The sequence below is a fragment of the Sorangium sp. So ce836 genome (assembly GCF_028553905.1).
Lineage (GTDB): Bacteria > Myxococcota_A > Polyangia > Polyangiales > Polyangiaceae > Sorangium > Sorangium cellulosum_D.
This window is the reverse complement of sequence record NZ_CP102233.1, coordinates 1,551,773-1,575,333: the sequence shown is the minus strand read 5'-3', so window position 1 is coordinate 1,575,333 and position 23,561 is coordinate 1,551,773. Positions and strand designations below refer to the sequence as shown.

Sequence of the window (23,561 nt, the reverse complement as noted above, 5' to 3'; positions counted from 1 at the left end):
GTCCACCTGGTCAAGTTCCCCGTCGATGTACTCTGAGCTCTTGGGGCGCAGTTCCGCCCGGCACCGAGATCATCCATGTTTTATCACGCCGTCGATCACCTCCACATCGCCTCGAGCGCGACAGCGCAAGGCGCCCAAGCGCCGGAGTGCGTCTAGCGGCGAAACAGAGGTGTGATACGCCCGCCGCGCAGAGCTTCCTTCAGCCGCATCGCGGTGCGTGGACGGCTCCGCCGACGGTCCAAGAAATCGACGTCTGAGCTCGCCGTGACGTATCTTCAAAGCGCCCCTCCGTGCACCTCACCCTCGAGCTCACCCGCACCGACCGCCCCGACGAGGCCTTCCTCTCTCCCGAGGGCGCCACCGACTACGTCCTCCGCACCGAGGGCGGCGGCGCCGAGACCGCCACCCTCGACTGGAGCCGCGAGCTCCACGCCGACCTCGACGCCGTCCGCCGCCCCGGCCGCGATCCCGCCGTCGTCCAGCGCCTCGGCAACCGCCTCCGCAAGTTCCTCGCGCCCGCCGGCTGGGCCCGCCACGAGGCCGCCATCGCCGCCGCCGTCGAGCGCGGCGAGCCCGTCCGCATCACCCTGCGCGCGAGCGCGGCCGAGCTCTACGGCCTCCCCTGGGAGCTGCTCGCCCTCAAGGCCACCGGCCAGCACCTCGGCGAGCTCCCCGACGTGCTCCTCCGCTACGCCTGGCCCGACAGCCGCACCCGCCCGGAAGAGCCCTCCCCCCTGCCCGAGGGCGGGCGCCTCCTCGTCGGCTGGTCCGCCGCCGCCGGCGGCGTGCCCCTCCGGCCGCACCTCGACGCCATCGGCAGCGCCGCCGCGCGCGGCGACCACCCCTTCGACCCCGAGCGCGACGTCCTCGAGCACCTCTCGGTCGACCGGCTCGCGGGCGCGCTCGACGACGCCGCGCGGTCGGGCCGGATCGTCACCGTCCTCCACCTGCTCTGCCACGGCGGCGCGGCCGGGCAGAGCTACGGCCTCTGCTGGGACGCCGACGACGGCAGCGGCGACCGCGTGCTCGTCGACGCCGGGCGGCTGCGGCAGATCCTCGCCCCGCACGCCGGCCGCGTCCGCCTCGTCGTGCTCTCCGCCTGCGACAGCGGCAACGCCGGCCACCTCGGCAACCACCTCGGCAGCGTCGCCCAGAACCTCCATCAAGCCGGCGTCCAGGCCGTCATCGCCTCGCGCTTCCCGCTCTCGGCCGAGGGATCCGCCCGCTTCTCGGAGACCTTCTACCAGGCGCTCCTCGCCGAGCCCGCCTCCGTCGAGCGCGCCTTCCTCGCGGGCCGGCGCCGCCTCGCGCGCGACCCGCAGAGCCTCGACTGGGCCGCCCTCACGCTGTACGCCCGCCCCGAGGACGGCGACGACTCCCGGCCTGTGGCGATCCGGCCCTACCGCGGCCTGCTCGCCTTCCAGCCCGCGCACAGCCGCTTCTTCGTCGGCCGCGACGCGGAGCGCGACGAGGCGCTCAGCGACCTCGCCGCGCTCCGCGAAGGCGGCAAGCCGCGGCTCCTCGTCGTCGCCGGCGCCTCGGGGACCGGGAAGTCCTCGGTGGTCCTCGCCGGCGTCGTCCCGGCGCTCCTCGGCGCGGAGCGCGAGCCCGCGCGCGGCGGCGACGAGGTCGAGGCGCTCCAGCGCACCGTGGGCCGGCTCGCCCAGCTCCTCGGCGACAAGGGCAAGAGCACCCCGGTGCAGCAGGCCCTCCAGACCCTGGCGCGCGAGGCCGCCGCGCTCGCCGGCGCCGCCGCCGGCCGCTGGGAGGTCGCCGTCTTCCGCCCCGGCGCCGACCCGACCGGCGCGCTCGAGGCCGCGCTCGAGCGCCGCGCCCGCCGCGCTCGCCCGGACGCGCCCTTCCTGCTCGTCGTCGACCAGCTCGAGGAGATCTTCACCCACACCGCCGACCCCGCGGCCCGACAGGCCTTCGCCGCGCGCCTCTGGGGCCTCGCCAGGGAGCCCGGCGGCCCCTCGGTCATCGCCACGCTGCGCGTGGACTTCCTCGGCCAGTGCGGCGAGATCCTGCTCGATCCGGAGGCGGGCCTGCGCCTCGACAGCGTGGCCTACGACGAGGCCCACCGCGTCTTCGTCGCCCAGATGAAGCCCGCGCAGCTCCGCGACGTCGTGGAGGAGCCGGCGCGGCGCGTCGGGCTCGAGCTCGACCCGGGGCTCGCCGCCCGCATGATCGCCGACGTGGGCGCCGAGCCCGGGGCGCTGCCGCTGCTCGAGTACACGCTCGACCTGCTCTGGCAGCGGCGCGCGGGCCGCGCCCTCTCCAGCGCGCGCTACGAGGAGCTCGGCGGCGTGTTCGGCGCGCTGGAGAGCATGGCCGACCGGGTGCTCGACGGCCTCGACGAGGCCCAGCAGGAGGCCGCGCGGCGCCTCCTGCCGCGGCTCGTCGGCGTCGGCGACGGCAGCGCCGGCGACACCCGGCAGCGGGTGCCCCTCGCGCGGCTCCTGCCCGCCGATCCCGGCCAGCGCGCCCGCTGGGAGGAGGTGCTCGCCCGCTTCGTGGACGCGCGCCTGCTCACCCGCGGTGAGGAGGCGGGCGAGGTCGTCGTCGAGGTGGCCCACGAGGCGCTCATCCGGCGATGGAAGCGGCTCGGCGCGTGGCTCGCCGAGGACCGCGGCCGGCTCGGGGAGCTCGCCAAGATCGAGCGCTGGGCGCTCGACTGGAAGGGGCACGGCGCGCCGCTCCAGGGCGCGCAGCTCGGCTACGCGCGGCAGTTCCGCGAGCAGCAGGCCGAGGCGCTGAGCGCGGCCGCGCTGGAGATGATCGCCGCGAGCGAGCAGGCGGAGCGCGAGCGCCTCGAGGCCGAGAAGAAGAAGCAGGAAGGCGAGCGGCGGCGGCTCCGGCAGATCGCGGCCGCCGCGGTCGTCACGGCGGCCGCGATGCTGGTCCTCGGCAGCGTCGCCGTGGTGGCCCACCAGCGGGCCGAGCAGAAGGCGCAGGAGGCCGCGCAGAAGACGCGGGAGGCCGAGGAGAAGGCGCAGGAGGCCGCGCGGAGCGACCAGCGGAGCCAGGACGCCCTCCACCTGGCCGCGGCCTCCAACCTCTACGGCAAGGGCCAGTACGCGTGGGCCCTGAGCGTGCTCCTCCGCGTCTCCGAGGGAGGGCGCCGCGATCTCTGGACGGGCCTCGCCCAGCGCCTGCTCGTGGCCCCCGTGCCTCGGGCGCTCCTCGGCCACACCGGCGGCGTGCAGGACATCGCGTGGAGCCCGGACGGGCAGCTCGTCGCCACCGGGGCCGCCGACGGCACGGTGAAGATCTGGACCCCGGCCGGGGAGCTGCGCGCCTCGCTCGAGCACGGCTCGCGCGTCGAGGCCCTCGCCTGGAGCCCGAAGGGCGATCGCCTCGTCACCGGCGCCTACGACGGCAAGGTGCGGCTCTGGAACCCGAGCGTCTCCGGCAAGACGCCCCTCGTCGCGCGGGATCGCCACGAGGCCGCCGTCACCGCGGTGGCGTGGAGCCGCGACGGCGAGCTCGTCGCCTCCGGCTCGGCGGACATGACCGTGGCGCTGTGGCGCGCTCGCGGCCCGGCCCAGCTCGCCTTCGAGCGCCTCGTCGGGAAGGAGCGGGATCGCCACGCGGCCAGCGTCGTCTCGGTGGCGTTCAGCCGCGACAGCCGCCGCCTCGTCAGCGCGTCGCACGACCGCACGGCGCGCGTCTGGGACCTCCAGGGCGCCGCGGCGCCCGCGGTCCTGCGCCACCGGAGCCTGGTCTACTCCGCGCGCTTCAGCGCGGATGGCGCGCGGATCGTCACCGCGTCGGCGAACGAGGCGCGGGTGTGGGGCGCGGACGGGTCGGGCCCGCGGCTCGTGCTGAGAGGGCACGAGGCGGACGTGAGCTCGGCGGCGTGGAGCCCGGACGACGCCTGGATCGTCACGGGGTCCGACGACAACACCGCCCGCCTCTGGAGTGCGGGCGACGGGGCCCCGATCGCCATCCTCCGCGACCACGCGGCCAACGTGAGCGCGGTCGACGTCATCAGCGGTCGCCGGGGCGGGCTGCGCATCGCCACCGGATCCTGGGACGCCACCGCGGACATCTGGCGCCTCGACCGCTTCGACCTGCCCATCTTCACGCGGCCCGCCGGACGCGCCGGGACCGACGCGCTCGCCCTCGTCACGTGGAGCCCCGACGGCAGCCGCGCCCTCACCGCCACGAGCGCTGGCAAGCTGCAGGTGTGGTCGCACGGCAACCGCGAGGGCCCGCTCGCCCTGCCCGGCGAGGTCCGCGATCTCAGCGCCGCGGCCTTCGACGGGAGCGGCCGGCGCCTGGTCGTCGCGTCCGCATCGGCGGCGCGGATCTGGGATCTCGACGCTCCGTCCCGGTCCCCCTCCACGCTCGCCGGCCGGAGCGGGCCCATCTCCCTGGTCGCGCTGAGCCCTGACGGCCGGCGCGTCGTGATCGCCTCGGGCGACACCGCCGAGGTGTGGGAGCCGGCCGCGCCGCAGCGCCCCATCACCTTTCGCGCCGAGGAGGGCAACGTCACCTACGCTGCCTGGAGCGACGACGGAACGCGCCTCCTCACCGCCTCCGGGGGCGTCGCCGAGGTGTGGGAGCTCGCCGCGCCCTCGCGCTCTCCTGCTCTCGTGTTGCATCACCCGCGCCCCGTCCTCGCCGCCGCCTTCGCGGGCTCCGGTGATCGCATCGCGACGGCCGCGGGCGCGGCGACGTACCTGTGGGGCGCGCGCGGAGACCTGGAGGGCGTCCACCTGGAGCACGACGGCGCCGTCGTATCCGTGCGCTTCGCCCCGAAGGACGACGTCGTCGTCGCCGTCGCCGGAAGCGGCGGCGTGCGCGCGTGCGCCACGAAGGCGCCGTACGACTGCCCCTTCGCCGTCGCCGGCGGCGAGGCGAGGGCGTCGCGGGCGTTCATCGACGGCGCCGGGACGCACCTCGTGATCCTCGGCACCGACGGGATCAAGCGCACCTGGGACTGGATCACGAAGCCGGAGGCCCTCGCGCGCCGCCTCGCCGAGGAGGACGCCGGCTGCCTGCCGGCCGAGGTGCGGCGGAGTTACCTCGAGGAGAGCGAGGACACGGCCAAGGGCGCCTACGAGGCGTGCAGGAAGGCGGAGGCCTCGCGCCGCGCGCCTGCCCCTGACCGCGTGGCCCGCGCGGAGCCTTGAGCCGGTGGCGCCCGGCGGAGAAGATCCCGATCATGCCCGTCCCCCACGACCTCCACCTGCTTCTGTCGCACCACGACACCGGCGAGCCCGTCCTCTCCCAGGGTCTACCCGAGGGGGCGTCCGCCCCGGCCGAGCGGCCGGCGGACCTGCCCGGCCCCGCGTACCTCTGGGACGAGGGCGGCGACCCCGGCGATCTCGAGGCCCAGCGCTGGGGCGTGATCGCCCCGGAGGGCCCCGCCGGCGATCGGCTGCTCGAGATCGCGAGGCCGCTGCTCGACGCGCGCCGGGAGGCCCAGGGCGGGCACGAGATCAAGGTCTTCCGCGCGCCCGCGAAGCTCGACATGGCGGGCGCCTCCCGCTGGCGCAAGGAGGTCTTCGATCGCGGCGCCGATCTCGCCGTCGACCTGCCCCGCTACCAGCTCATCCTCGGCGACCTCGACGAGGTGCCGCTCGCGATTCAACAGGTGCAGGGCGGCGACGGCTACGTCGGCCGCCTCGCCTTTCCCGACGCGCGCGGCTACGAGGCGTACATCCACAAGCTCCTCCGCGCCGAGCGCCACCCCTCGGCCGCGCGCGAGGCCCGCTCGCTCTTCTACACGGTCCACGACGGCACGCCCGCGACGGCGCTCGGCCACAAGGCGCTCGTCGCGCCGGGGACCGAGCTCGCCCGCCGGCGCCAGGGCGCCGGTCAGTTCCCCGCGCGCGAGATCCTCGAGCTCGGCAGCCCGAGGGCCCCGTCTCCGTCGGAGCTGCTCGACGCCGTGTCGAGCCCCGATCCCGGCGTGCTCTTCACGTTGAGCCACGGCGCGGGGGCGCCGGCCGAGGGCTGGCGGAGCGCCTCCGAGCAGCGCGAGGGCCAGGGCGCCATGATGTTCGGCAAGGAGGGCCGCCTCGCCGGGCGCGACCTTGGCGAGCGCCCGTTCCTGCCCGGCGGCGTGTGGTTCATGCTCGCCTGCTACGGCGGCGGCACCCCGGACTCGAGCGCGTACCGCCACTGGCTGGAGCGCCTGCGCCAGGCCGGCGAGTTCGGCGGCGAGGCCACCGCGGTCCTCAAGGCGCTCCCGCGCGCCGCCCCGTTCATCGCCGCCCTCCCCCGCACCGCCCTCGCCAACCCCGACGGCCCGCTCGCCTTCGTCGGGCACATCGATCTGGCCTGGACCTATAGCTTCGAGGAGCGCGACGGCGGCAAGTCCCCGGTTGCCCGCCCCGCGCGCTTCGTCGCGGTGCTGCGCTCGCTCCTGCGCGGCGACCGCGCCGGCGTCGCGTTCCGCGAGCTCACCCGCGCGTTCCAGCAGGCGAACCTGGAGCTGACCAGCCTGTACGATCGCGAGGCCCAGCTCGGCGCCCACACCCGCGACAATGCCCGGCTCGGCCATCTGTGGATGTTGCGGCAGGATCTCGCCGGCTATGTGTTGCTCGGTGATCCGGCGGCGCGCCTCCCGCTCGCCCGCGGCGCGGTCGCCCAGCCGGCAGCGACTCCGGCTGCCCTGGCGACCCCAGCGGCCGCGCCGTCCGCGCCCGCGACGCCCCCGGCGCTGGCGGAGGAGCTGCCGCTGGAGCTGGAGACGCTGGAGGAGGCGATCGGACATGTGCTCATCCGCGAGCGCAGCACCAAGGAGATCGCAGCGGAGTACAAGCTGGATCTCGGGCTGCTGAAGCGGCTGGCCGATGCCTATCGAAAGGGAGGACGGGCGGCCCTGGGACGGCAGTGACACAGATAGCCTGGAGGGCGAGGCAATGTTGTCCGCAGCGACGGAGCCAAGCGCGGAGCCAAGCGCCCGCGCGCTCGTCGTCAGCCGGACGTGGTCCAGCCCTCCCCGTGCCTCATCGAGGACGGCGGTGATGAGGGAGGCCGGGATCGCGTTCGCGTCGGGTCACCCCTGGCCAGCGCAACCCGGGTCGGGTCGCCTCAACCCGGGTCGGGTCGCCTCAGCGCGCTGAGCCCAACCCGGGTCGGGTCTCAGCAGTCGCGTCGGGCGGCGCCTGCGCGAGCCCCCGCCGCGCACGTCGAGGACGGCCGCGGTGAGCTCCATCGCCCCCTCGCGCGGCAGGTGGCCGTCGAGGAACATGCGCGCGCGCCCGTAGGCCATCGCCCGGCCGGCGACCTCCGTCACGATGGAATCGATGGGCCGCAGCTCGCCCCGCGCCCGCGCCTCGTAGAGCATCGCCTGCTGCCGTGATCGCGCCTCGTCCTGGGCGGCGAGGAGCGCGCGCGCCTTCCGGGTCAGCGCGGAAGGCAGGGCCGGCCCGGCCCGCGCTACCCTCACGAGCGGCCCTCGGAGCCGATCTTCGTGCCGCGCGCGCCCGGCGCGCCCGAGGGGGAGGGCCACGTCCTCGCCTTGGTGACCGATGTGCAGGCCGGAAAGAGCGCTGTCTATGTCTGGGACGCCGCGCGCCTCGGCGAAGGGCCGCTGGCGCGGGCGCTTCTGCCTCACGCCTCGCCACGGACGTTTCACGGGGTATTCCTGCCCGCGCACGGCGGGTAAATTGCCGCCCGGAGACGAGAATAGAGCGGTTCTCAGCCGGCACTGATACACCGTCTCCCGTCGCCGTGCCATGCACGATTCCTCGGAGTCCGCGCGCACGAGCACGGAAGACGGGACACGAAGAACGGGACACGAAGTACGAGACACGAAGTACGAGACACGAAGTACGTCTGCAACAACCCCAAGCAAAACCGCGCTAGAAGAAACGCCAGTACGCCGCGCTCGATATCCGACGGCGCGCGTCTCGCCGGCCGCCGAGGCGCGACCGGCGCGTCAGGGCTCGCCGGCGAGCTTCTTCACGGCGGCGAGCAGGAGGTCCGGCTTGAACGGCTTGATGATCCAGCCCTTCGCGCCGGCCTTGCGGGCCTTGTCGATGAGCTCGGGCTGCCCCTCGGTCGTGAGCATGAGGATCGGCACGCCGGTCGCGAGGCCCTTGTCCCGCAGGCTCTCCAGCATCTCGATGCCGTTCATCACGGGCATGTTCACGTCGGCGATGATCATCGCCAGATCGCCCTTGTGGGCGGTGACCGCCGCGACCGCGTCCCGGCCGTTGTCCGCCTCCACGATGCTGTAGCCCGCACCGGACAGGAGAATGCCGACCTGCTGGCGGACCGTGTTCGAATCCTCGACGAGAAGAATTTTCTTGGCCATCTGTCGTATCTCCTTAACGCGGCCCGCGGCTCAGAACAGCAGCACTTCGCCCTCGCGCTGCGGATCGGGCATGTCGACCTCCTCGAGCTCCAGCGCCGTGTCGGGGGCCATCGCGTCGAACAGCACGGCGAGCCGGTCGGTCCCCGCGTCGAAGAGGAGCCGCCGGAAGCCCTCGCTCTGCTCCTCCCGGGCGCGCAGGTGCTCGCCGATCGCGGCGCTCGGCGTCGAGAGCACGATGATGAGCCCGAGGTGGCGCAGCCGGTTCTTCACCCGCCCGAGGAGCTGGTTCGCGAGCTCGCTCGCCCAGTCGCACACCATGTCCTCGTCGAGCTGGCGCCGCTCTCGCAGCGGGTGGCAGCGGGTGATGAGCGCCACGGGGGCGACGATCGTCAAGCTCCCGCGGAGGTGATCGCCCGTGAAGCCGATGAACGAGACCACCGCGTTGCCCGGCGTCGCCTCCGAGTCCTGGTGCTCCAGGAGCCGGAGCTCGACGCCGTTGTCGCGAAACAGGTGGACGCACGACGCCGCAAGCTCGTCATAGATGCGGTGCCAGCTCTCCGAGTTCATTGCGCTCTCCTCGATCTGTCGCTGTCCATGGTCGATGCGCTCATCGCGACACCCGATCCGGGTGGCCCGCGCTCGGCGAAGGGCCCGGGCTCGGTCCGCGCGAAGGGCCGGCGAGGGGCGCGACGCGCCGGCTCGACGGCGGCAGCGGCGCGCCGGCCGCCTCCCCGAGCTCCCGGGGGAACCGGAAGCGGAACGTCGTCCCCTGGCCGCGCTCCGTCTCGATCTCCACGCCGCCGCCGAGCCGCCGGCACTCGTGGAGCGCGACGCCGAGGCCGACGCCGCGGCCGGAGACGTCCGTGACCTGCTCGGCGGTGGTGAAGCCGGGAGAGAACAGCGCGGCCTCGAGATCCCGCCGCGTGGCGTTCGGCAGCCCGACCGCCCCGGCCTTCTCGCGCACGCGCTCCCAGTCGATGCCGGCGCCGTCGTCGCCCACCTCGATGAGGACCTCGTCCGCCGTCGCGCGCGAGCGGAGCGTGAGCGCGCCGCGCGGCGGCTTGCCGGCCGCCTCGCGCGCCTCCGGCCGCTCGATCCCGTGGTCCATCACGTTGCGCACGACGTGCCCGAGCGCCTGCCACATCGCGGCGAAGCGCGGCGCGGGGAGCCGCACGCCGCCCGCGTCGATGCGCACGTCGGGCCTCGGCTTGCCGAGCTTCCGCGCGAGCGTCTCGGCCTGGTCCTTCATCCGGTTGAACCGCACCTCCGTCCGCTCGTCGCGGAGGGCCGCGATGGCCCGCTCGAGATCGGCGTGGTCGCGGCGCTCCTGCACCATCGCGAGCAGGGCCTCGATCTCCTCGTCGTCGACGTCGACGCGCGAGGTCTGCGCCGCCCCGGCGAGCAGGCCGCCGACCCGCGCGACGAACGCGGACCACGCGTCCTTCAGCGCGTCGATCTGCTCGTCGGGCGGCAGCGAGCGCTCCTCGACGACGAAGCTCTCGATCTCGTGCGCCACCTTCGCCACGCTCGTCACGTCCCAGAGCCCGGCGTTCCCCTTGATCGTGTGCACGAGGCGCATCACGTGGTCCACCTCGGCGATGCTCCGCGAGCTCACCGCGTCGACGAGCTTGGTCGTGTCACTCACGAACCCGAGGAGCCCGAGCCGGTCCTTCACGGCGCGCTCGAACACCTGGATGTACTCGCGCTGCCGCTCGGACTCCCGCAGGGAGTCCATCGTGGCCGTGACGTCCGTGATCACCATCAGCGCGCCGCTGAACTGGCCCTCATGGGACAGGATCGGCTTGAAGCCGAGCGTGAGGTGGCGCCCCTCGCGGTGCAGGACCTTCGGCAGCTGATCGAGGACCACCTCGAGCGGGAGGAAGTCGTCGCGCGCGGCCTCCCACCCCATCTCGAGCAGCGCGCGGGCCCGGGGGTCGTGGCCGGCGACGCGATCGGCGAAGTGCTCGTCGTGCGCCGGCACGCCGAAGAGGCGCTCGAAGGCGGCGGAGCGCGCGGGCTCCATCGTGCCGTCGCGGTGGATCGTCACGAGGGCCTGATCGACGTTGTCGAGCACGAGGCGCATCTCCCGGTTGCGCTCCTCGAGCTCGCAGGTCCGCTGGGCGACGGTGGCCTCGAGGTTCTGTCGGTGGCTCTCCAGGGCCTCGTCGCGCGCCTGGATGCCCGCCAGCATCTCGTTGAAGGCGTCGGTGAGCGCCCCGAACTCGTCGTCGGCGGTCTTGCTGGCGCGCGTCGTGTAGTCGCGCGTCCGCCGGACGTGGGCCGCGGCCTCGCCGAGGACCTCGAGCGACCGGGACAGCCCCCGCACGAGCACGAGCGCGAGCGCGCCCGACACGAGCAGCACGACCCCGGAGACCGCGATGCCGTTGAGCACCGTCCTCCGCGTGTCCGCGACCTTGGCCGAGGCGGCGTTCCGCATGCCGGCGATCGCCTCGTGCTCGATCGCGGCGAGCCGGTCGAGGCGCCCTTGCTGCGCGTCGAACCACGCGTCGTGGTCGACGGCCAGGTCCTCGTCCGTCGACGCGATCGCCGCGGCGCGCAGCTCGTCGGCGCGCCGCACGCGCGGATCGCCGCGGGCGGCGTCGTAGAGCGCCCGCGCCGGCTCCGACGCGTTGGCCAGGAACACCTCGCGATAGAGCTGCTCCTCCGTCATCAGGGTCACGAGCGTCTTGAAGGCGCCCGGCTCGAACTGCGTCGACGCGAAGGCGTGGGCGAGCAGCGCGTGCTGGCGGCTGGCGCGCTCGGCGAGCTCGTGCACGGCGACGATCGACTGGATCCTCCGCAGGAGCTCGCCCTCGTCGCTCAGCTCGGAGAGCCCGGCGTTGGCCCGGATCAGGCTCGCGTTGATGCCGCCGAAGATCTTCAGCGCGCTGTCGAGCGGCACCGGCTTCGCGTCGGCCTGGCGCCGGAACGCGCCGAGCTCGCCGACGTGGGCGCGCGCGTCGGCGAGGTCGCGCGCGAGCCGGGACGGCAGCCGGGAGAGATCGCGCTCGGCCAGGAACGCGTCGAGGTGGGCGAGGCTCTCGTCGGTCGCCGCCCGCGCGGTCTCGAGCTGGGCGCTCGCGCGGGCGAGCGCCACGGCGCGCTGGAACGGCCGCGCGGCGCCCCGCGCGGCCTCGGCGTCCCGCGCGTCCGGAGGCCGGATCTCCAGCCCCTCGACCAGCGCGGTCCACGCCCGCTCCTTCTGGAGCGCGTGCAGCGGCTGCGCCATGATCGACGAGAGCTGCGCGAGGTCCTCGATCGAGCCGATCGCCGCCGCCCTCGCGGCCTGCTGCCGCGCGTCCCACACGATCATCGCCGCGAGCAGCAGGGCGCCGACGACGGGCACGCCAGCGAGCGACCACAGCTTCAGACGAATCGACGCCTTACGCAAGGTAGGCATGCCCCCGCTCCCCCGGCGCGGCCCCTCGGGCGCGACGACGGCTCGCCCTCTCTACAGCGAGACGCCCCGCGAGGACGCATGAAATCGCGCGCCGTGTCCTCACCTTCGGCCCCGGAACGATTGACGCTGACAGGCGACGGGAGAGGCGCGCGGACGCGGCCGTCATCGGCGCGCCTTCGCGCACCATGTGCGTCTTCCTGATTCAGGCTCTTTCTTGTTGCGACGTTTCACTGGCCGTGGTCCGCAGGCCCGGGCGGATCGCGTTGTTGCCCCACCCGGCATCGACGCTGTGTATGCTACGCGCGAAGGTCGCGAGTCCGCAAGAGCGCGCGCGGCGCCGCGCCTGTACCGCAATGGAAGCTCTTCGAACAGGGAGAGAGCAATGATCATGGGTCGGAGTTCACAGCGGCGAGCGCGAGCAGAGCGCCTCGCGCGCGCTTCGAGCGCTGCGATCGCAGGAGTGCTTGTCACGGCATCTCTCGCGCACGCGCAGAGCCCTGCCGCCGGCGTCGCCCCGCAGCCCGCTGCGCCTGCGCCCTCTGCGGCCGCCGCTCCGCCTGCGCCCGCCGCTCCGCCTGCGCCCGCCGCCGCGCCTGCGCCCGCCGATGCGCCTGCGCCCGCCGCCGCGCCTGCGCCCGCCGATGCGCCTGCGCCCGCCGATGCGCCCGCCGCGGCCGGAGAGGCTTCCATCCTCGCGCGGCTCGAGGCGGCGGAGAAGCGCTCGGCGGACCTCGAGAAGCGCCTCGCGGCGATCGAGGACGCGCAGGTCGCGCCGGCGCAGGACGAGGGCAGAGAGCTACTCCAGCTCTACGGGTTCATCGACGTCGGCGTCCAGCGCACGTGGGCTCCGGAGAACTCGGGCCTCGCAGCCGCCCTCCCGCAGGCCAACGCCCTGAACTTCGTCGTTGGGAATTTGAACCTCTACCTCGACGCGCAGCCGAGCGATCACTTTCGCTTCCTCGGGGAGCTGCGGTTCACGACCGCGCCCGGCGGCGCCCCGGTCCCGGTGACGACGCCGCTGCCGCCCGACGTTGCGTACCGGATGACCACGCAGGAGTACGGGACCTTCGACTCGACGTCGATCGCGCTCGGCTCGCCGACCTTGTATGGCGGGCTGGTGTCGATCGAGCGCGCCCACATCGACTGGACGCGCTTCAACCTCTTCAAGGTGCGCGTCGGGCAGTTCTTCACCCCTATCGGCATCTACAACGTCGACCATGGGAGCCCGGTGCTCATCACCGCCGCCATCCCGTATTTCATCACCTCGCGCCTGTTCCCCACGCGGCAGACCGGGTTGATGATCTACGGTAGCGCGTTCGCGGGCCCGTGGGAGCTCGGGTACAACGCATACGTGAGCAACGGGCGCAACGAGAACGCGCCGTTCGCCTTCGACGACAACCGCGGGTTCGGCGGCCGCCTGCACGCCAGCTTCGAGGACCCCGGCAAGCTGACGTTGAAGCTCGGGGCGTCGTTCATCGCGAGCCACGCCCGCGACTGGGTCGTCGATTACAAGATCACCGACCCCAATCCGGACATCCATTCGACGTGGTCGTTCCAGGAGTACACCGGTGCCGGAGACGTCTCGCTCGACATCGGGAAGACGCGCGTGCGCGCGGAGGCGGCGGTCGTCCGCGTGGTCTACGACGAAGGGAAGCGCCAGGGGGGGTTCGGGTCCTACGCGCCGGACGCCTGGAAGACCTCCACGTACGCCGTGGCGGCGCACCGGCTGGATTTCCTGAACATGGAGCCGTTCGTCATCGGCGCTATGCTGCACGCGCCTTTCCTGGGGCACGACACCATGTTCCAGGTCGGCGGCGGTCTGAACTTCTACATCACCCCGGACGTCACGCTTCGGACCCAGGTGCTGCGCACGATCATGACCGTCCTGCGCGAGCAGGAGAGCACGGCGCCGGCGATCCCGGCCCCGGAGGACTTCCGCACAACGGCCGCGCTCGCTCGTCTGATTCTGGCCTTCTGAGAGAGGTTCAACGCAATCATGAAGCGTTTATCCCTTCTGCTCCTCCTGGCCCTGCTCGGCATGACCCCGTCGGCCTCGTCCTTCGCCGACGCGGATGAGATCGTCGTCGTCGTCAACCAGGCCAACCCCGTGCGGGCGGCGGGACGCGACACGCTCCGCCCGATCTTTCAGACGACGCGCACGGAGTGGTACGGCAAGTCGGCGGTGCCCGTGAACCTCCCCGAGGACTCTCCGCTGCGGCAGCGCTTCGACATGGCGGTGCTGGGGCTCGATCCCGAGGGTGTCGCCCGCTACTGGATCGATCGGAAGATCCGCGGCGGCGAGCGGCCGCCGCGCAAGGTGCCGACGGCGAGCGCCGTCCTCCGCGCGGTGGGCGAGGAGGCGGGCGGCATCGGGTACGTCGCCGCCAGCGATCTCAACCCCACCGTCAAGGTGATCGCGCGCATTCGCGACGGACAGGTGGTGCCGCCGTGAGCCGGTCGAGAGAGGAACGAACGATGGACATCCAGCCGTCTTGCCTGTTGCTGCCCAGCCGCCGCGGGGCCTTGGCCCATGCGCTCGTCGTCGCGTGCGCGGCGCTGCTGGTGGGGTGCTGGGATTCCAACCCCTGCGATCCGGGCCAGTTCGTCATGTGGAACGTCTGCTATGACCCTCTCCCGCCCTTCCCTCCCACCACGGCCAGCGGCAGCACCACCGGCACGGGGAGCGGCGGCGGCGGCGCGACGGGCACCGGCGGCAGCGGCGGTGACGGCGGCGCCACGGGCTCCGGCGGCAGCGGCGGTGACGGCGGCGCCACGGGCTCCGGCGGCAGCGGCGGTGACGGCGGCGCCACGGGTACCGGTGGCGGCGGTGGCGGCGCCGCGGGCACCGGCGGCAGCGGCGGTGAGGGTGGCGCGATGGGCACCGCCGGCGGCGGAGGCCCCTAGGCTAGAGCGGTTTTCCACTGGGCCTGGCACACCGTCTCTCGTCTCCGTGCCCGTCTCCGGCACACGCGCCGCCGAGCGGCGGTCGCCCGCACAGGAGACGGGCCCAGATCGGCGTTTTCGGCGCGCAAGCGTGCTCCAGCACGCTGAGCACCGAAAACGCCGAGGTGGGCCCGTATCCGAAGCGGGCGACCGCCGCTCAGAAGAGGATGACTTTGCCGTCGAGGGGGAGCGGGGACGCGTTCGAGAACACCAGGGAGCTCTCGTCGAAATCGCCGCTCAACGTGACGAGCACCTCGCCCTTCAATGTCCTGAAGGAATAACAGCACTGCTGCTTGCAGCTCCGGCCCCGGCGCTCCACGTCGCTCGGGTGGCGCAGCTGCGGCAGCTCGGCTTGAAGCGCGATCTGGAACCGGGCGAGGCGGCTCTTCACCTTCCCCATGAGCTGATTGGCCACCTCCCGCATCCAGTCGCCGACGCCGTCGACCATCGGCGGCACCCCCGTCATGGCGCGAAACACACCCTGGTTCGCGGACAGGGCCAGGAAACCGGAGAAGCCGCGCGCCGAGAACTCGACCGTGCTCGCGGGATCGGTGTGAAGGCGCACCTCCTCGCGGCTATCCCCCGTATCCGCCGGCGCGATGGCGACGCCGTAAAAGTGAAAGAGCTCCACGGTCGCGCCCTGAACGAGGACATCGATCGTCCGCACCTTGCGCGACGCAGGCGGCCGGGACGACGGCGAAGGCGACGGCTCGCTGGGCGGGCCGGGACGCCCCGACGAGGACGGCGGAGGCCGCTGCGAGGAGCTCGGGGCGCGGCGATCGGTGCTCGGGCGTTCATGGATGCTAGGCCCAGGCCACGCCTCGGACTGCCCATCGCTCGGGATGCCGCGCCGATGCCCCATGATAAACGCACAGCGTAGCTCATCTATCCCATATGGAGCAATGATGTTCTCAAACGAGATGCGCGAGCACGCCGCGACACGTGCACCCACGTCGATCGACATCGACGCCTGTTGTGGGCATGCGCATGCCCATGCCAGATTGCGCGGAAATTTCACGCGCGGCCGCCGAGACGCAGCGCGCCAACACTGGGCCTGAGGCGCGGCGCCCCCCGCGGCGACGCGCTCCTGCGCGCCCCTTCCCAGTGGAGTGGAGCGCACAGTAACGTCGTCGCTCATGGGTGGCGTGGATCGGGACCCCGCCGGGCTCCTCGAGCGGGTGCCAGAGCTCGCGGATCTGGCGAAGATGAACCCCGGCGTGCGCCGGGCGATCGAGCAGGGTCGCCCGCACGCCGTCTACCGGCGGCTCTTCTGGATGCGGTGGCGCGAGCGCCTCCTGCCGCGGCCCGGCGCCGCGGGCGCCCAGCTGCGCGCGCTGCTCGACGCCCTCCTCGCGCGCCGGCGGCTGTTCCTCGAGCCCATGCGGAGGAGCCCCTGGCTCATGACGATGAACGGCGTCGGTGCCACGGTCTACGGCGAGTCCGACCGCGACCCGGAGGACGGCACGTACATCAAGACGCTGTTCTTCGTCTTCCTCTTCGTCCCGCTCTATCCGCTCGGGAGCTACCTGGTCGCGAACGGCGCAGAGGCGCGCTCGTGGCGGTTCATCGGGCGCGCGCCGCTCGGCCCGGCGCTCTACCTCTGGCAGCGCGCGGTGGCGCTCGGGATCACCACGGTCGTCGCGCTCGGCGCCTGGAACGCCCTCGCCGCCGCCCGCTATACCACCGTCCGGGTCGCGAACGCGCTCCCCTACCCCGTCGAGGTGAGCGTCGGCGACGCTTCCATCCAGGTGCCGGCGCGAGGCCTGGAGCGGCTCGAGGGCCGCGTCGGGCGGCGGCCCGTCAAGGTCACCGCCCAGGGCCGGACGATCGAGGAGGGCGAGCTCGACGTCCCGCGCGGCACCGACGTCGTCGCGTGGAACGTGCTCGGGCTCGCGCCCATCTACCAGCTGGAGGTGCGGTACACGGCCGATCGCAACGCGAGCTCGAGCGACGACGCGGCCCCTACCCTCTTCTGCGGGCAATCGGCCGTGATCGTGGACGACGTCGACTTCGTCTTCGAGACGCCGCCCGAGCAGCTCAGCATGCCCAAGGGGCAGGCGTTCGTCTCGCGCACGCTCGTGACCCTGGCGCCCGTGGAGCCGGGCGGCTGCGCCTTCGCGCTCGTCGGCGCGGGGAAAGCGGCGCTCGGCGCCGAGCTCGCGGCGCGCTACGCGGAGCACACCGGCTACGACGTCCCGGCCTCGGAGCGGGCGGTCGGGCTCCTGATGAACGCCGAGGACGAGCAGGGCGCCGCCGCCTTCGCGGACCGGGCGCGGCGCGCCCACCCGGAGTCCATCGAGCATCACCGCCAGTACCAGAAGGTGATGACCATGGTCGGGCGCCGCCAGGAGCTCATCGACGAGTACAAGGGCCGCCACGAGGGCGACCCGGGCTCGGCGGACGCCGCGTACCTCTACGTGCGGCTGCTCTCCGGGCCGGCCGCGGACGAGGTCCTCGCCGGCATGCTGGAGCGCTTCCCGGACCACCCCTACCTGCTGCGCACGCTGGCGTACCAGGCGGGGCACGACGGGAAACATCAGCTCGCCCTCGACACCCTGGAGAAGCTGCGCGGCGTCGATCGCGCCCTCGCCGACGACAGCGTCGCGCTCGAGGTGACCGCCGCCGTCGGGCTCGGGCAGGTCGAGCGGGCGCGGAGCCTCGTCGCCGCGGCCCTCGCTGCCAGCCAGGAGAGCCCGCTCGAGCGCCGCGAGCTCGCCGAGCAGGCCCTGCTCCTCGCCCAGCTCGATCCGAAGACCTCGGTCGAGCGCGCGCTCGATCCGCTCCGCGGGAAGGGCGACGAGGAGACGGCGCTGCTGCGCCTCCGGGCGCGCGTCGACGCGGGGCTCGAGGTGAGCGCGCCCGAGCTCGCCCGGGTGAGCGACCCGGCCCTGCGCGACGCCCTCGAGCTCACGGTGCTGTCGCGCTCCGACCCGCGCGCGGCCGTCGCGCGCCTGACCGGCGCCGAGGCGGCCGTCTTCCACCACCTGTCCCTGCCCGTCTGGGCGCTGCTCATGGCCGAGGCCGTCCACGCGGAGGGCGCGGGGGCCGCGCTCGCGAAGCTGGAGCAGCGCTCGCCGCTCGGGCGCGTGCTCACGCGCGGGCTCGTCGAGTACGTGCGCGACGGGACCCGCTTCTCCGAGATCGACGATCTGCCGGACGCGGTGCGCGCCGCCCTCCACTTCGGCCGGGCCCGGCACCGCGCCCTCGCCGCCGAGGAGCGGCAGTCGCTCCTCGCGCTGGCGCGGCGCGAGGACGCCCTGCACGGCGCCGTCAGCGTCGCGATGGAGTCGTGGCCGCGGTGAGGCCGCGCGGCCTGGCGCACCGCGCCGCGTGGCTGCTCGGCATGGCGGTGGGCTTCTACCTGCTCGCCGCCGGGATCGCGCTCGGGCTCTTGTGGGTGCCGTACGCGCAATCCGAGTACGGCGACGGCATCGAGCCGTCCGGCTTCCTCTGCGGCGCCGGCGCGCTCTGGGTCGCCTGGGGCCTGGTCCCGCGGAGGCCGCGCGCCCACGATCCGGGCGTCCCGCTCGGCGAGGGCCGGCACCCGCGCCTCCAGTCGCTGATCCGCGACGTCGCCGCGCGCGCCGGCCACGCCACCCCGGCCGACATCCACCTCTTCCACGACGCCAACGCCTTCACCGCGGTGCGGCGCGAGGCGTGGCTCCGGAGCCGCACGGTGGTGGGCGCCGGGCTCCCGCTGCTCGCCTGGCTGAGCCGGAGCGAGCTCGAGTCGGTGATCGCGCACGAGTTCGGGCACCACGTCTCGGGCGACCTCGCGCTCGGCCCCTGGGTGCACAGGACGCGGCGCACCATCGGCGGCGCCCTCGACCACCTCGACGGCTCGAGCTTCTGGCTGCACCTGCCGTTCGTCGCGTACGCCGAGCTGTTCGTCCGCTCGAGCTCGGGGATCTCGCGCGCGCAGGAGCTCGAGGCCGACGCGGTGGCCGCGCGGATCGCCGGGCGCGGGCCCACCGCGCGCGCGCTCCGGATCACGCACGAGAAGGGGCCGCTCTGGAGCGCCTACCTCGAGATGGAGGTGCTGCCCGTGGTCTCCGCCGGGCGCTCCCCTCCGCTGCTCGAGGGCTTCCGGTGGTTCGAGGGCGCCGTGACCGCGGAGCAGGGCGCCCTGGCCGAGCGGCGGGCCGAGCGGGCGGGCGAGGCGTCGTCGGTCTACGACACGCACCCGTCGCTGTCGGAGCGGCTCGCCGCGCTCGGCGCCGAGGCCGGCGGGCCGGAGCCGGGCGCGCACTGCCTCGACCTCCTCGACGACGTCGCCGCGGCCGAGGAGGCCGTCCTGCGGTCGCTGCTCGTCGACCCGTCGCGGCCCCTGCCGCGCATCGCGTGGGCGGACGTCACGCGCGAGGTGTGGCTGCCGCGCTGGCGCCAGCAGCTCGAGGCGCACCGCGAGCATTTCCGCGAGCTTCGCCCGAGCCAGCTGCCCGAGGCGCTGGCGCAGATCGACGCCTGGGCGGAGCGCACGCGGGTGGGCCTGGCGCTGCTCTCGCCGGCCGCCGAGCGCCGCCGGGTGACGGGCCTGTTCAGCGTCTGGCTCGCCGTCGCGCTGGCGGAGCTCGGCTTCGAGCTCGACGGCCTGCCCGGCGCGCCCGTCCGCGCGCGCCGCGGCGAGCAGGCGCTGGAGCCGTTCCTCGTGGTGCGGCGCCTGCTCGACGGCAAGCTCGACGCCGGCGCGTGGCGCGCGCGCTGCGCCGAGGCGGGGGTGCCGTAGCCCCGGCGCCAGCGCAGAGGAGCGCCCGGCTCACCGCTTCGGTCGCGGCCGCTCCCCGGCCGTGGCCGCGGCGAGCCAGCCCCGGAGCGCCGCGATCTCCTCGCGCGCCGCCGCGCCCGGGAGGTGCACGAAATGGTAGCGATAGCCGTCGAGCGCCGGGCCGAACGGCTGCACGAGGGCGCCGCTCTTCAGGTCGTCGGCGACGAGGACCAGGCTGAGGAGCGCGACGCCCTGACCGGCGATCGCCGCCTGGATCGCGTGGGCCTCGTCGGAGAACGTGGTGCCGCCGTCGTCGCGGACGCCGGAGAGGCCGGCGCGCTCGAGCCACAGGCGCCACGTCGGCGTGTCGCGCTCGACGCGCCGCCACTCGAAGTGGAGCAGCGGCGCGCGGCGCAGGTCCTCCGGGCGGCGGACGGCGAGCCCGGGGCTGCAGACGGGCGCGAAGCGATCGGCGATCAGCGCCTCGGCGGCGAGCCCGGGGTACGGGCCTCGCCCGTACCGGATCGCCGCGTCGGCCTCGCCCGCGGCGAGGTCGACGGGCTCGTCCGACGCGTGGAGCCGCAGGTCGAGCCCGGGGCACGCCTCGCGGAAGGCCGCGACGCGGGGCACGAGCCACTTGGCGGTGAACGCGGTCGTGGCCGACAGGGTGATCCCGCGGCGCGCGCGGCGGGCGGTCAGCTCGTCGATCGCCCTCGCGAACGCGTCGAACCCGTCGCGGAGCACCGGATAGAGGCGCTGCGCCTCGCGCGTGGCCACGACCTGCCGCGCGTGGCGCTCGAACAGCCGGACGCCGAGGGTCTCCTCGAGCAGCCGGACCTGGTGGCTGATCGCGGTCGGCGTCACCCCGAGCTCCCGGGCGGCCCGCTTGAAGCTGAGGTGGCGCGCGGCGGCCTCGAAGGCGCGGAGCGCCGTGAGCGGTGGGAGCCTTCGCATGGGGGTGAGATAGCTGATTCAATCTCATCTATCAGCTGAGAATTACTCGTTGGTCATCCGCCCGCGGCGCCCCATATTATCCGCGTGAACGCGCCCACCACGGGCCCAGGAGCAGAGCGACAAGCGCCGCCGCGGCGCCTCGGTAGATGAATCGCGCTCATCTCGGATCGACCCCGCTCGGCCGCGGGCGGCGCCCCGCGCGCCGGGAGGGATCGCCGGGCGCGCGCAGCGGAGCGATCGAGGCCCAGGCTCGTGGGGGCGCCCCCGCCCCGCTCAGGAGACACGCCATGTCCACGATACTGCACATCGACTCGAGCGCTCGTCCGGGCAGCTCGGGCACGGTCCGCCACGGCTCTCACACCCGGCGCCTCACCGCCCGCTTCGTCGCGCGCTGGCGCGCGGCGCGTCCAGGCGACGAGATCCTTTACCGGGACGTTGGGCAGAGCCCGCCCTCGCCCGTGACGGGCCGCTGGATCCAGGCCGCGTTCACGAGGCCCGACCGGCGCGAGCCCTGGATGAGGCAGGCGCTCGCGGAGAGCGACGCGCTCGTCGACGAGCTCATCGCCGCCGACATCGTCGTGGCCGGCGTGCCGATGTACAACTTCAACGTGCCCGCGCAGTTCAAGGCCTATATCGACAACATCGTCCGCGTGGGGCGCACGTTCGGCTTCGACCGCTCGCGGCCGGGCGAGCCGTACTGGCCGCTCCTCGACGGGCACGGGAAGACGCTCGTGATCCTGACGTCCCGCGGCGACCACGGATACGCTAAGGGCGGACGGATCGAGGCCATGAACCACGTCGAGCCGAGCATCCGGACCGCGTTCGGCTACATCGGAATTACCGACGTCGAGTCCGTGGCGATCGAGTACGACGAGTTCGCCGACGAGCGGCTCACGGCGTCGATCGCGAGAGCAGAGCTCGAGGTGGATGCCCTCGTCGACCGCCTGCTGGCCGCGCGCCGAGCGGCGGCCGGATCGTCGCCCGCCCGTCGAGATCTTGCTCACGCGCCCGCGCGCGGCGGGGTCCACAAGGAGGTTGACACCGGAGAAAGTTCCAGGATTCCCTGAACGCGCGATGCTGAAGCGCAGAGATTTCCTCCGAGCCACCCTCGTCACCGCCGGCGCGCTGGTCGTCCCGGCCTGCGGCGATCCCGAGATCGTCAATCCGCTGGGCGCCGAGCCCGGGCGCGAGCTCGCCGACGGGTCAGCGTACTTCCCCCAGTCGGTCGCCTCCGGCGACCCTCGCCCCGGCAGCATCGTCCTCTGGACCCGCGTGCAGGACGGCGAGGAGGATCTCGATCTCGAGGTCGAGGTCGCGACCGACGCCGAGTTCACGCAGCGGGTGGCGCTCGACGCCGGACAGACGAAGGTGAAGGCGCTCGGGCGGCACGATCACTGCGTCAAGGTGAAGGTCCGCGGGCTCTCGGCGGGCACGGTCTATTACTACCGCTTCATCTATGTGAAGGGCGACACGGGCTACGTGTCTCGCGTGGGGCGCACAAAGACCGCGCCGGCCGAGGAAGACGACGTCAAGGTCCGCTTCGCCTACGTGTCGTGCCAGGACTACATCGGGCGCTTCTACAATACCTACCTGGCGCTCGCCGAGGAGGAGCTCGACTTCTTCGTCCACCTCGGCGACTACATCTACGAGACGACCGGCGATCCAAGCTTCCAGAGCACCTCCGGGCGCAGCGTCGTCTTCACCGACGCGGCCGGCGCCATCGACCTCGGCGAGGGCGAGAGCGCCTATCAAGCGGCCCGGTCGCTCAGCAACTACCGGGAGCTCTACAAGACGTATCGCTCCGACGCCAACCTCCAGAGGGTCCACGAGCGCTTCGCGATGATCGCCACGTGGGACGATCACGAGTTCTCGAACGACTGCTACGGCGCGACGGCCACCTACTTCGACGACCGGGAGGACGAGACCGACGTGGAGCGCCGCAGGGCCGCGAACCAGGCGTGGTTCGAGTACCAGCCCGTCGATTACGGCGACGACGTCGAGCAGGACCCCGGCGCCTCGCTCCCGGACGATTTCCGCATCTACCGCGACTTCGTGTTCGGCCGGCACGTCCACCTGGTGATGACGGATCTGCGCAGCTACCGCCCGGATCACCTCGTCCCCGAGGGCGCCTTCCCCGGCAAGGTGGTGCTCGACCAGGTGACGCTCATCGAGGAGCTCCAGGGGGTCCCCGAGTTCGCCATGCCCTACGTGTCGCACATCGAGACGTACGAGGATGGCCTGTACGCCTCGGTCCTCAAGGAAGCCGCGGAGGCCGCCGGCTACGACGCCGCCGACGTGACGGGCGACATCAGCGTGCTCGTCATCAATCAGATCGTCGCCGGCGTGAACGAGGGTTTGCCGGAGGACATGCAGATCCCGCTCATCGAGCCCGCGGCCTCGGCGCTCTTCGATCGGGGCATCGCGTACGTGGATCTCGGCAAGTTCAGCGCCCACGGCTCGGTCGGGGCGCGCTACCTCACGGCCAAGGACGCGTTCGAGCTCTACGCCGCCTTCCGCTACAAGGAGACGCAGGGCGCGAGCGAGGACGTGATGGGCGCCGAGCAGGAGGCGTGGTTCCTCGAGACCATGGAAGGCTCGAAGGCGACCTGGAAGATCTGGGGCAACGAGTTCTGCCTGCTCCCGCTCGCGGTCGATCTCTCCCCCTACAGCATCCCCGAGCAGTTCAAGCGCCGCTTCACCATGAACGTCGACGCCTGGGACGGGTTTCCCAACAAGCGGAACGAGCTCCTGGAACGGCTCGTGGAGGTGGGCGGCGTCGTGGCGATCACCGGCGACATCCACGCCTTCTACGCGGGGACCGCGGGCCTCGCCGGCGATCCCTCGAAGAAGATCGTCGAGCTCGTGGGCGGCGCGGTCTCGTCGGGGGCCTTCCGCGAGCTGTTGATGAGCCAGGTGACCGGCGATCCGGTGCTCGGCTCGGTCCCGGGCGCCGCGCTGCTCGCCGCCGGCATCGACGATCTGCTCATGTCGACCGAGACGAAGGTCAACCCGCACCTCGCGCACGCCGACAGCAACGCCCACGGCTACGTGGTGATCGAGGCGAGCGGGGAAGAGCTCGTGGCCGAGATGCGGCGCATCGGCGCCGCCGACGCGCTGATCGACTACTCGGAGAAGCGCGGCGAGCTGGAGATCGGGAGCAAGCGCTTCCGCACCCTGCGCGGGGAGAGCGAGCTCTACCTGCACGACCGCGGCGCCTGGAAGCGCTGGGACCCCGACGCGCAGAAGTGGATCTGAGCCGGCGCGCGCGGAAGGCGCTGCGCGCT

General features: G+C 73.3%; 16 protein-coding genes. 10 read left to right on the top strand and 6 right to left on the bottom strand.

Annotated elements, in window-relative coordinates:
* Positions 1-290 precede the first annotated feature (290 nt).
* On the top strand, positions 291-5,138 hold the full coding sequence (locus tag NQZ70_RS05875) for a CHAT domain-containing protein (RefSeq protein ID WP_129573338.1): 4,848 nt from the start codon (positions 291-293) through the stop codon (positions 5,136-5,138).
* A 32-nt stretch (positions 5,139-5,170) separates the two neighbouring features.
* On the top strand, positions 5,171-6,850 hold the full coding sequence (locus NQZ70_RS05870; protein WP_129573337.1) for a hypothetical protein: 1,680 nt from the start codon (positions 5,171-5,173) through the stop codon (positions 6,848-6,850).
* A 162-nt stretch (positions 6,851-7,012) separates the two neighbouring features.
* Here the strand turns inward: NQZ70_RS05870 and NQZ70_RS05865 are convergent, their stop codons facing one another.
* Positions 7,013-7,468, bottom strand: a complete 456-nt coding sequence (locus tag NQZ70_RS05865) for a hypothetical protein (protein ID WP_165373699.1) — start codon at positions 7,466-7,468, stop codon at positions 7,013-7,015.
* Between NQZ70_RS05865 and NQZ70_RS53260 the strand changes: the two genes are divergently transcribed.
* Positions 7,430-7,624 carry a carotenoid oxygenase family protein gene (locus tag NQZ70_RS53260; protein WP_165373804.1) on the top strand — a complete coding sequence of 65 codons (195 nt, stop codon included), beginning with the start codon at positions 7,430-7,432 and terminating at the stop codon, positions 7,622-7,624. The two genes, NQZ70_RS05865 and NQZ70_RS53260, sit on opposite strands and share 39 nt — an antisense overlap.
* 273 nt (positions 7,625-7,897) lie before the next feature.
* Here the strand turns inward: NQZ70_RS53260 and NQZ70_RS05860 are convergent, their stop codons facing one another.
* Genes NQZ70_RS05860 through NQZ70_RS05850 form a run of 3 tightly spaced genes read right to left on the bottom strand, consistent with a single transcriptional unit; the run spans position 7,898 to position 11,675 of the window.
* Positions 7,898-8,275, bottom strand: a complete 378-nt coding sequence (locus NQZ70_RS05860; protein ID WP_129573336.1) for a response regulator — start codon at positions 8,273-8,275, stop codon at positions 7,898-7,900.
* A 30-nt stretch (positions 8,276-8,305) separates the two neighbouring features.
* Positions 8,306-8,842 (bottom strand): chemotaxis protein CheX, encoded by a 537-nt coding sequence (locus NQZ70_RS05855; RefSeq protein WP_129573335.1) that lies wholly within the window; start codon positions 8,840-8,842, stop codon positions 8,306-8,308.
* A gap of 40 nt (positions 8,843-8,882) precedes the next feature.
* Positions 8,883-11,675, bottom strand: a complete 2,793-nt coding sequence (locus NQZ70_RS05850; protein ID WP_129573334.1) for a nitrate- and nitrite sensing domain-containing protein — start codon at positions 11,673-11,675, stop codon at positions 8,883-8,885.
* 460 nt (positions 11,676-12,135) lie between these two features.
* On the opposite strand from NQZ70_RS05850, the gene NQZ70_RS05845 reads away from it, so the two are divergent.
* From NQZ70_RS05845 to NQZ70_RS05835, 3 genes are read left to right on the top strand one after another with little or no spacing between them, the layout of a single operon-like run.
* On the top strand, positions 12,136-13,653 hold the full coding sequence (locus tag NQZ70_RS05845; protein WP_207217758.1) for a hypothetical protein: 1,518 nt from the start codon (positions 12,136-12,138) through the stop codon (positions 13,651-13,653).
* Between the two features lie 18 nt (positions 13,654-13,671).
* Entirely contained in the window at positions 13,672-14,127 is a 456-nt protein-coding gene (locus NQZ70_RS05840) for a hypothetical protein (RefSeq protein ID WP_129573333.1), read from the top strand.
* Positions 14,128-14,150: 23 nt separating this feature from the next.
* A complete protein-coding gene (locus NQZ70_RS05835) occupies positions 14,151-14,579 on the top strand; it encodes a hypothetical protein (protein WP_165373698.1) in 429 nt (142 codons plus the stop codon).
* 196 nt (positions 14,580-14,775) lie between these two features.
* On the opposite strand, the gene NQZ70_RS05830 is transcribed toward NQZ70_RS05835, so the two are convergent.
* Positions 14,776-15,285, bottom strand: coding sequence for a chemotaxis protein CheX (locus NQZ70_RS05830; protein WP_129573331.1), 510 nt, complete (start codon positions 15,283-15,285; stop codon positions 14,776-14,778).
* 469 nt (positions 15,286-15,754) lie between these two features.
* Here NQZ70_RS05830 and NQZ70_RS05825 point away from each other — a divergent pair, with 469 nt between their 5' ends.
* Both NQZ70_RS05825 and NQZ70_RS05820 read left to right on the top strand, forming a co-directional pair.
* Positions 15,755-17,920, top strand: a complete 2,166-nt coding sequence (locus NQZ70_RS05825) for a hypothetical protein (protein ID WP_129573330.1) — start codon at positions 15,755-15,757, stop codon at positions 17,918-17,920.
* A complete protein-coding gene (locus NQZ70_RS05820) occupies positions 17,908-19,344 on the top strand; it encodes a M48 family metallopeptidase (protein ID WP_129573329.1) in 1,437 nt (478 codons plus the stop codon). The genes NQZ70_RS05825 and NQZ70_RS05820 overlap by 13 nt, the downstream gene beginning before the upstream one ends.
* A gap of 30 nt (positions 19,345-19,374) precedes the next feature.
* Here the strand turns inward: NQZ70_RS05820 and gcvA are convergent, their stop codons facing one another.
* Positions 19,375-20,277: a transcriptional regulator GcvA gene (gcvA, locus tag NQZ70_RS05815; RefSeq protein WP_129573328.1), complete on the bottom strand. Its 903-nt coding sequence runs from the start codon at positions 20,275-20,277 to the stop codon at positions 19,375-19,377.
* Positions 20,278-20,564: 287 nt separating this feature from the next.
* Here gcvA and NQZ70_RS05810 point away from each other — a divergent pair, with 287 nt between their 5' ends.
* Positions 20,565-21,344 carry an FMN-dependent NADH-azoreductase gene (locus NQZ70_RS05810; RefSeq protein WP_129573327.1) on the top strand — a complete coding sequence of 260 codons (780 nt, stop codon included), beginning with the start codon at positions 20,565-20,567 and terminating at the stop codon, positions 21,342-21,344.
* 7 nt (positions 21,345-21,351) lie between these two features.
* Positions 21,352-23,532, top strand: coding sequence for an alkaline phosphatase (locus NQZ70_RS05805; protein ID WP_129573326.1), 2,181 nt, complete (start codon positions 21,352-21,354; stop codon positions 23,530-23,532).
* Positions 23,533-23,561 lie beyond the last annotated feature (29 nt).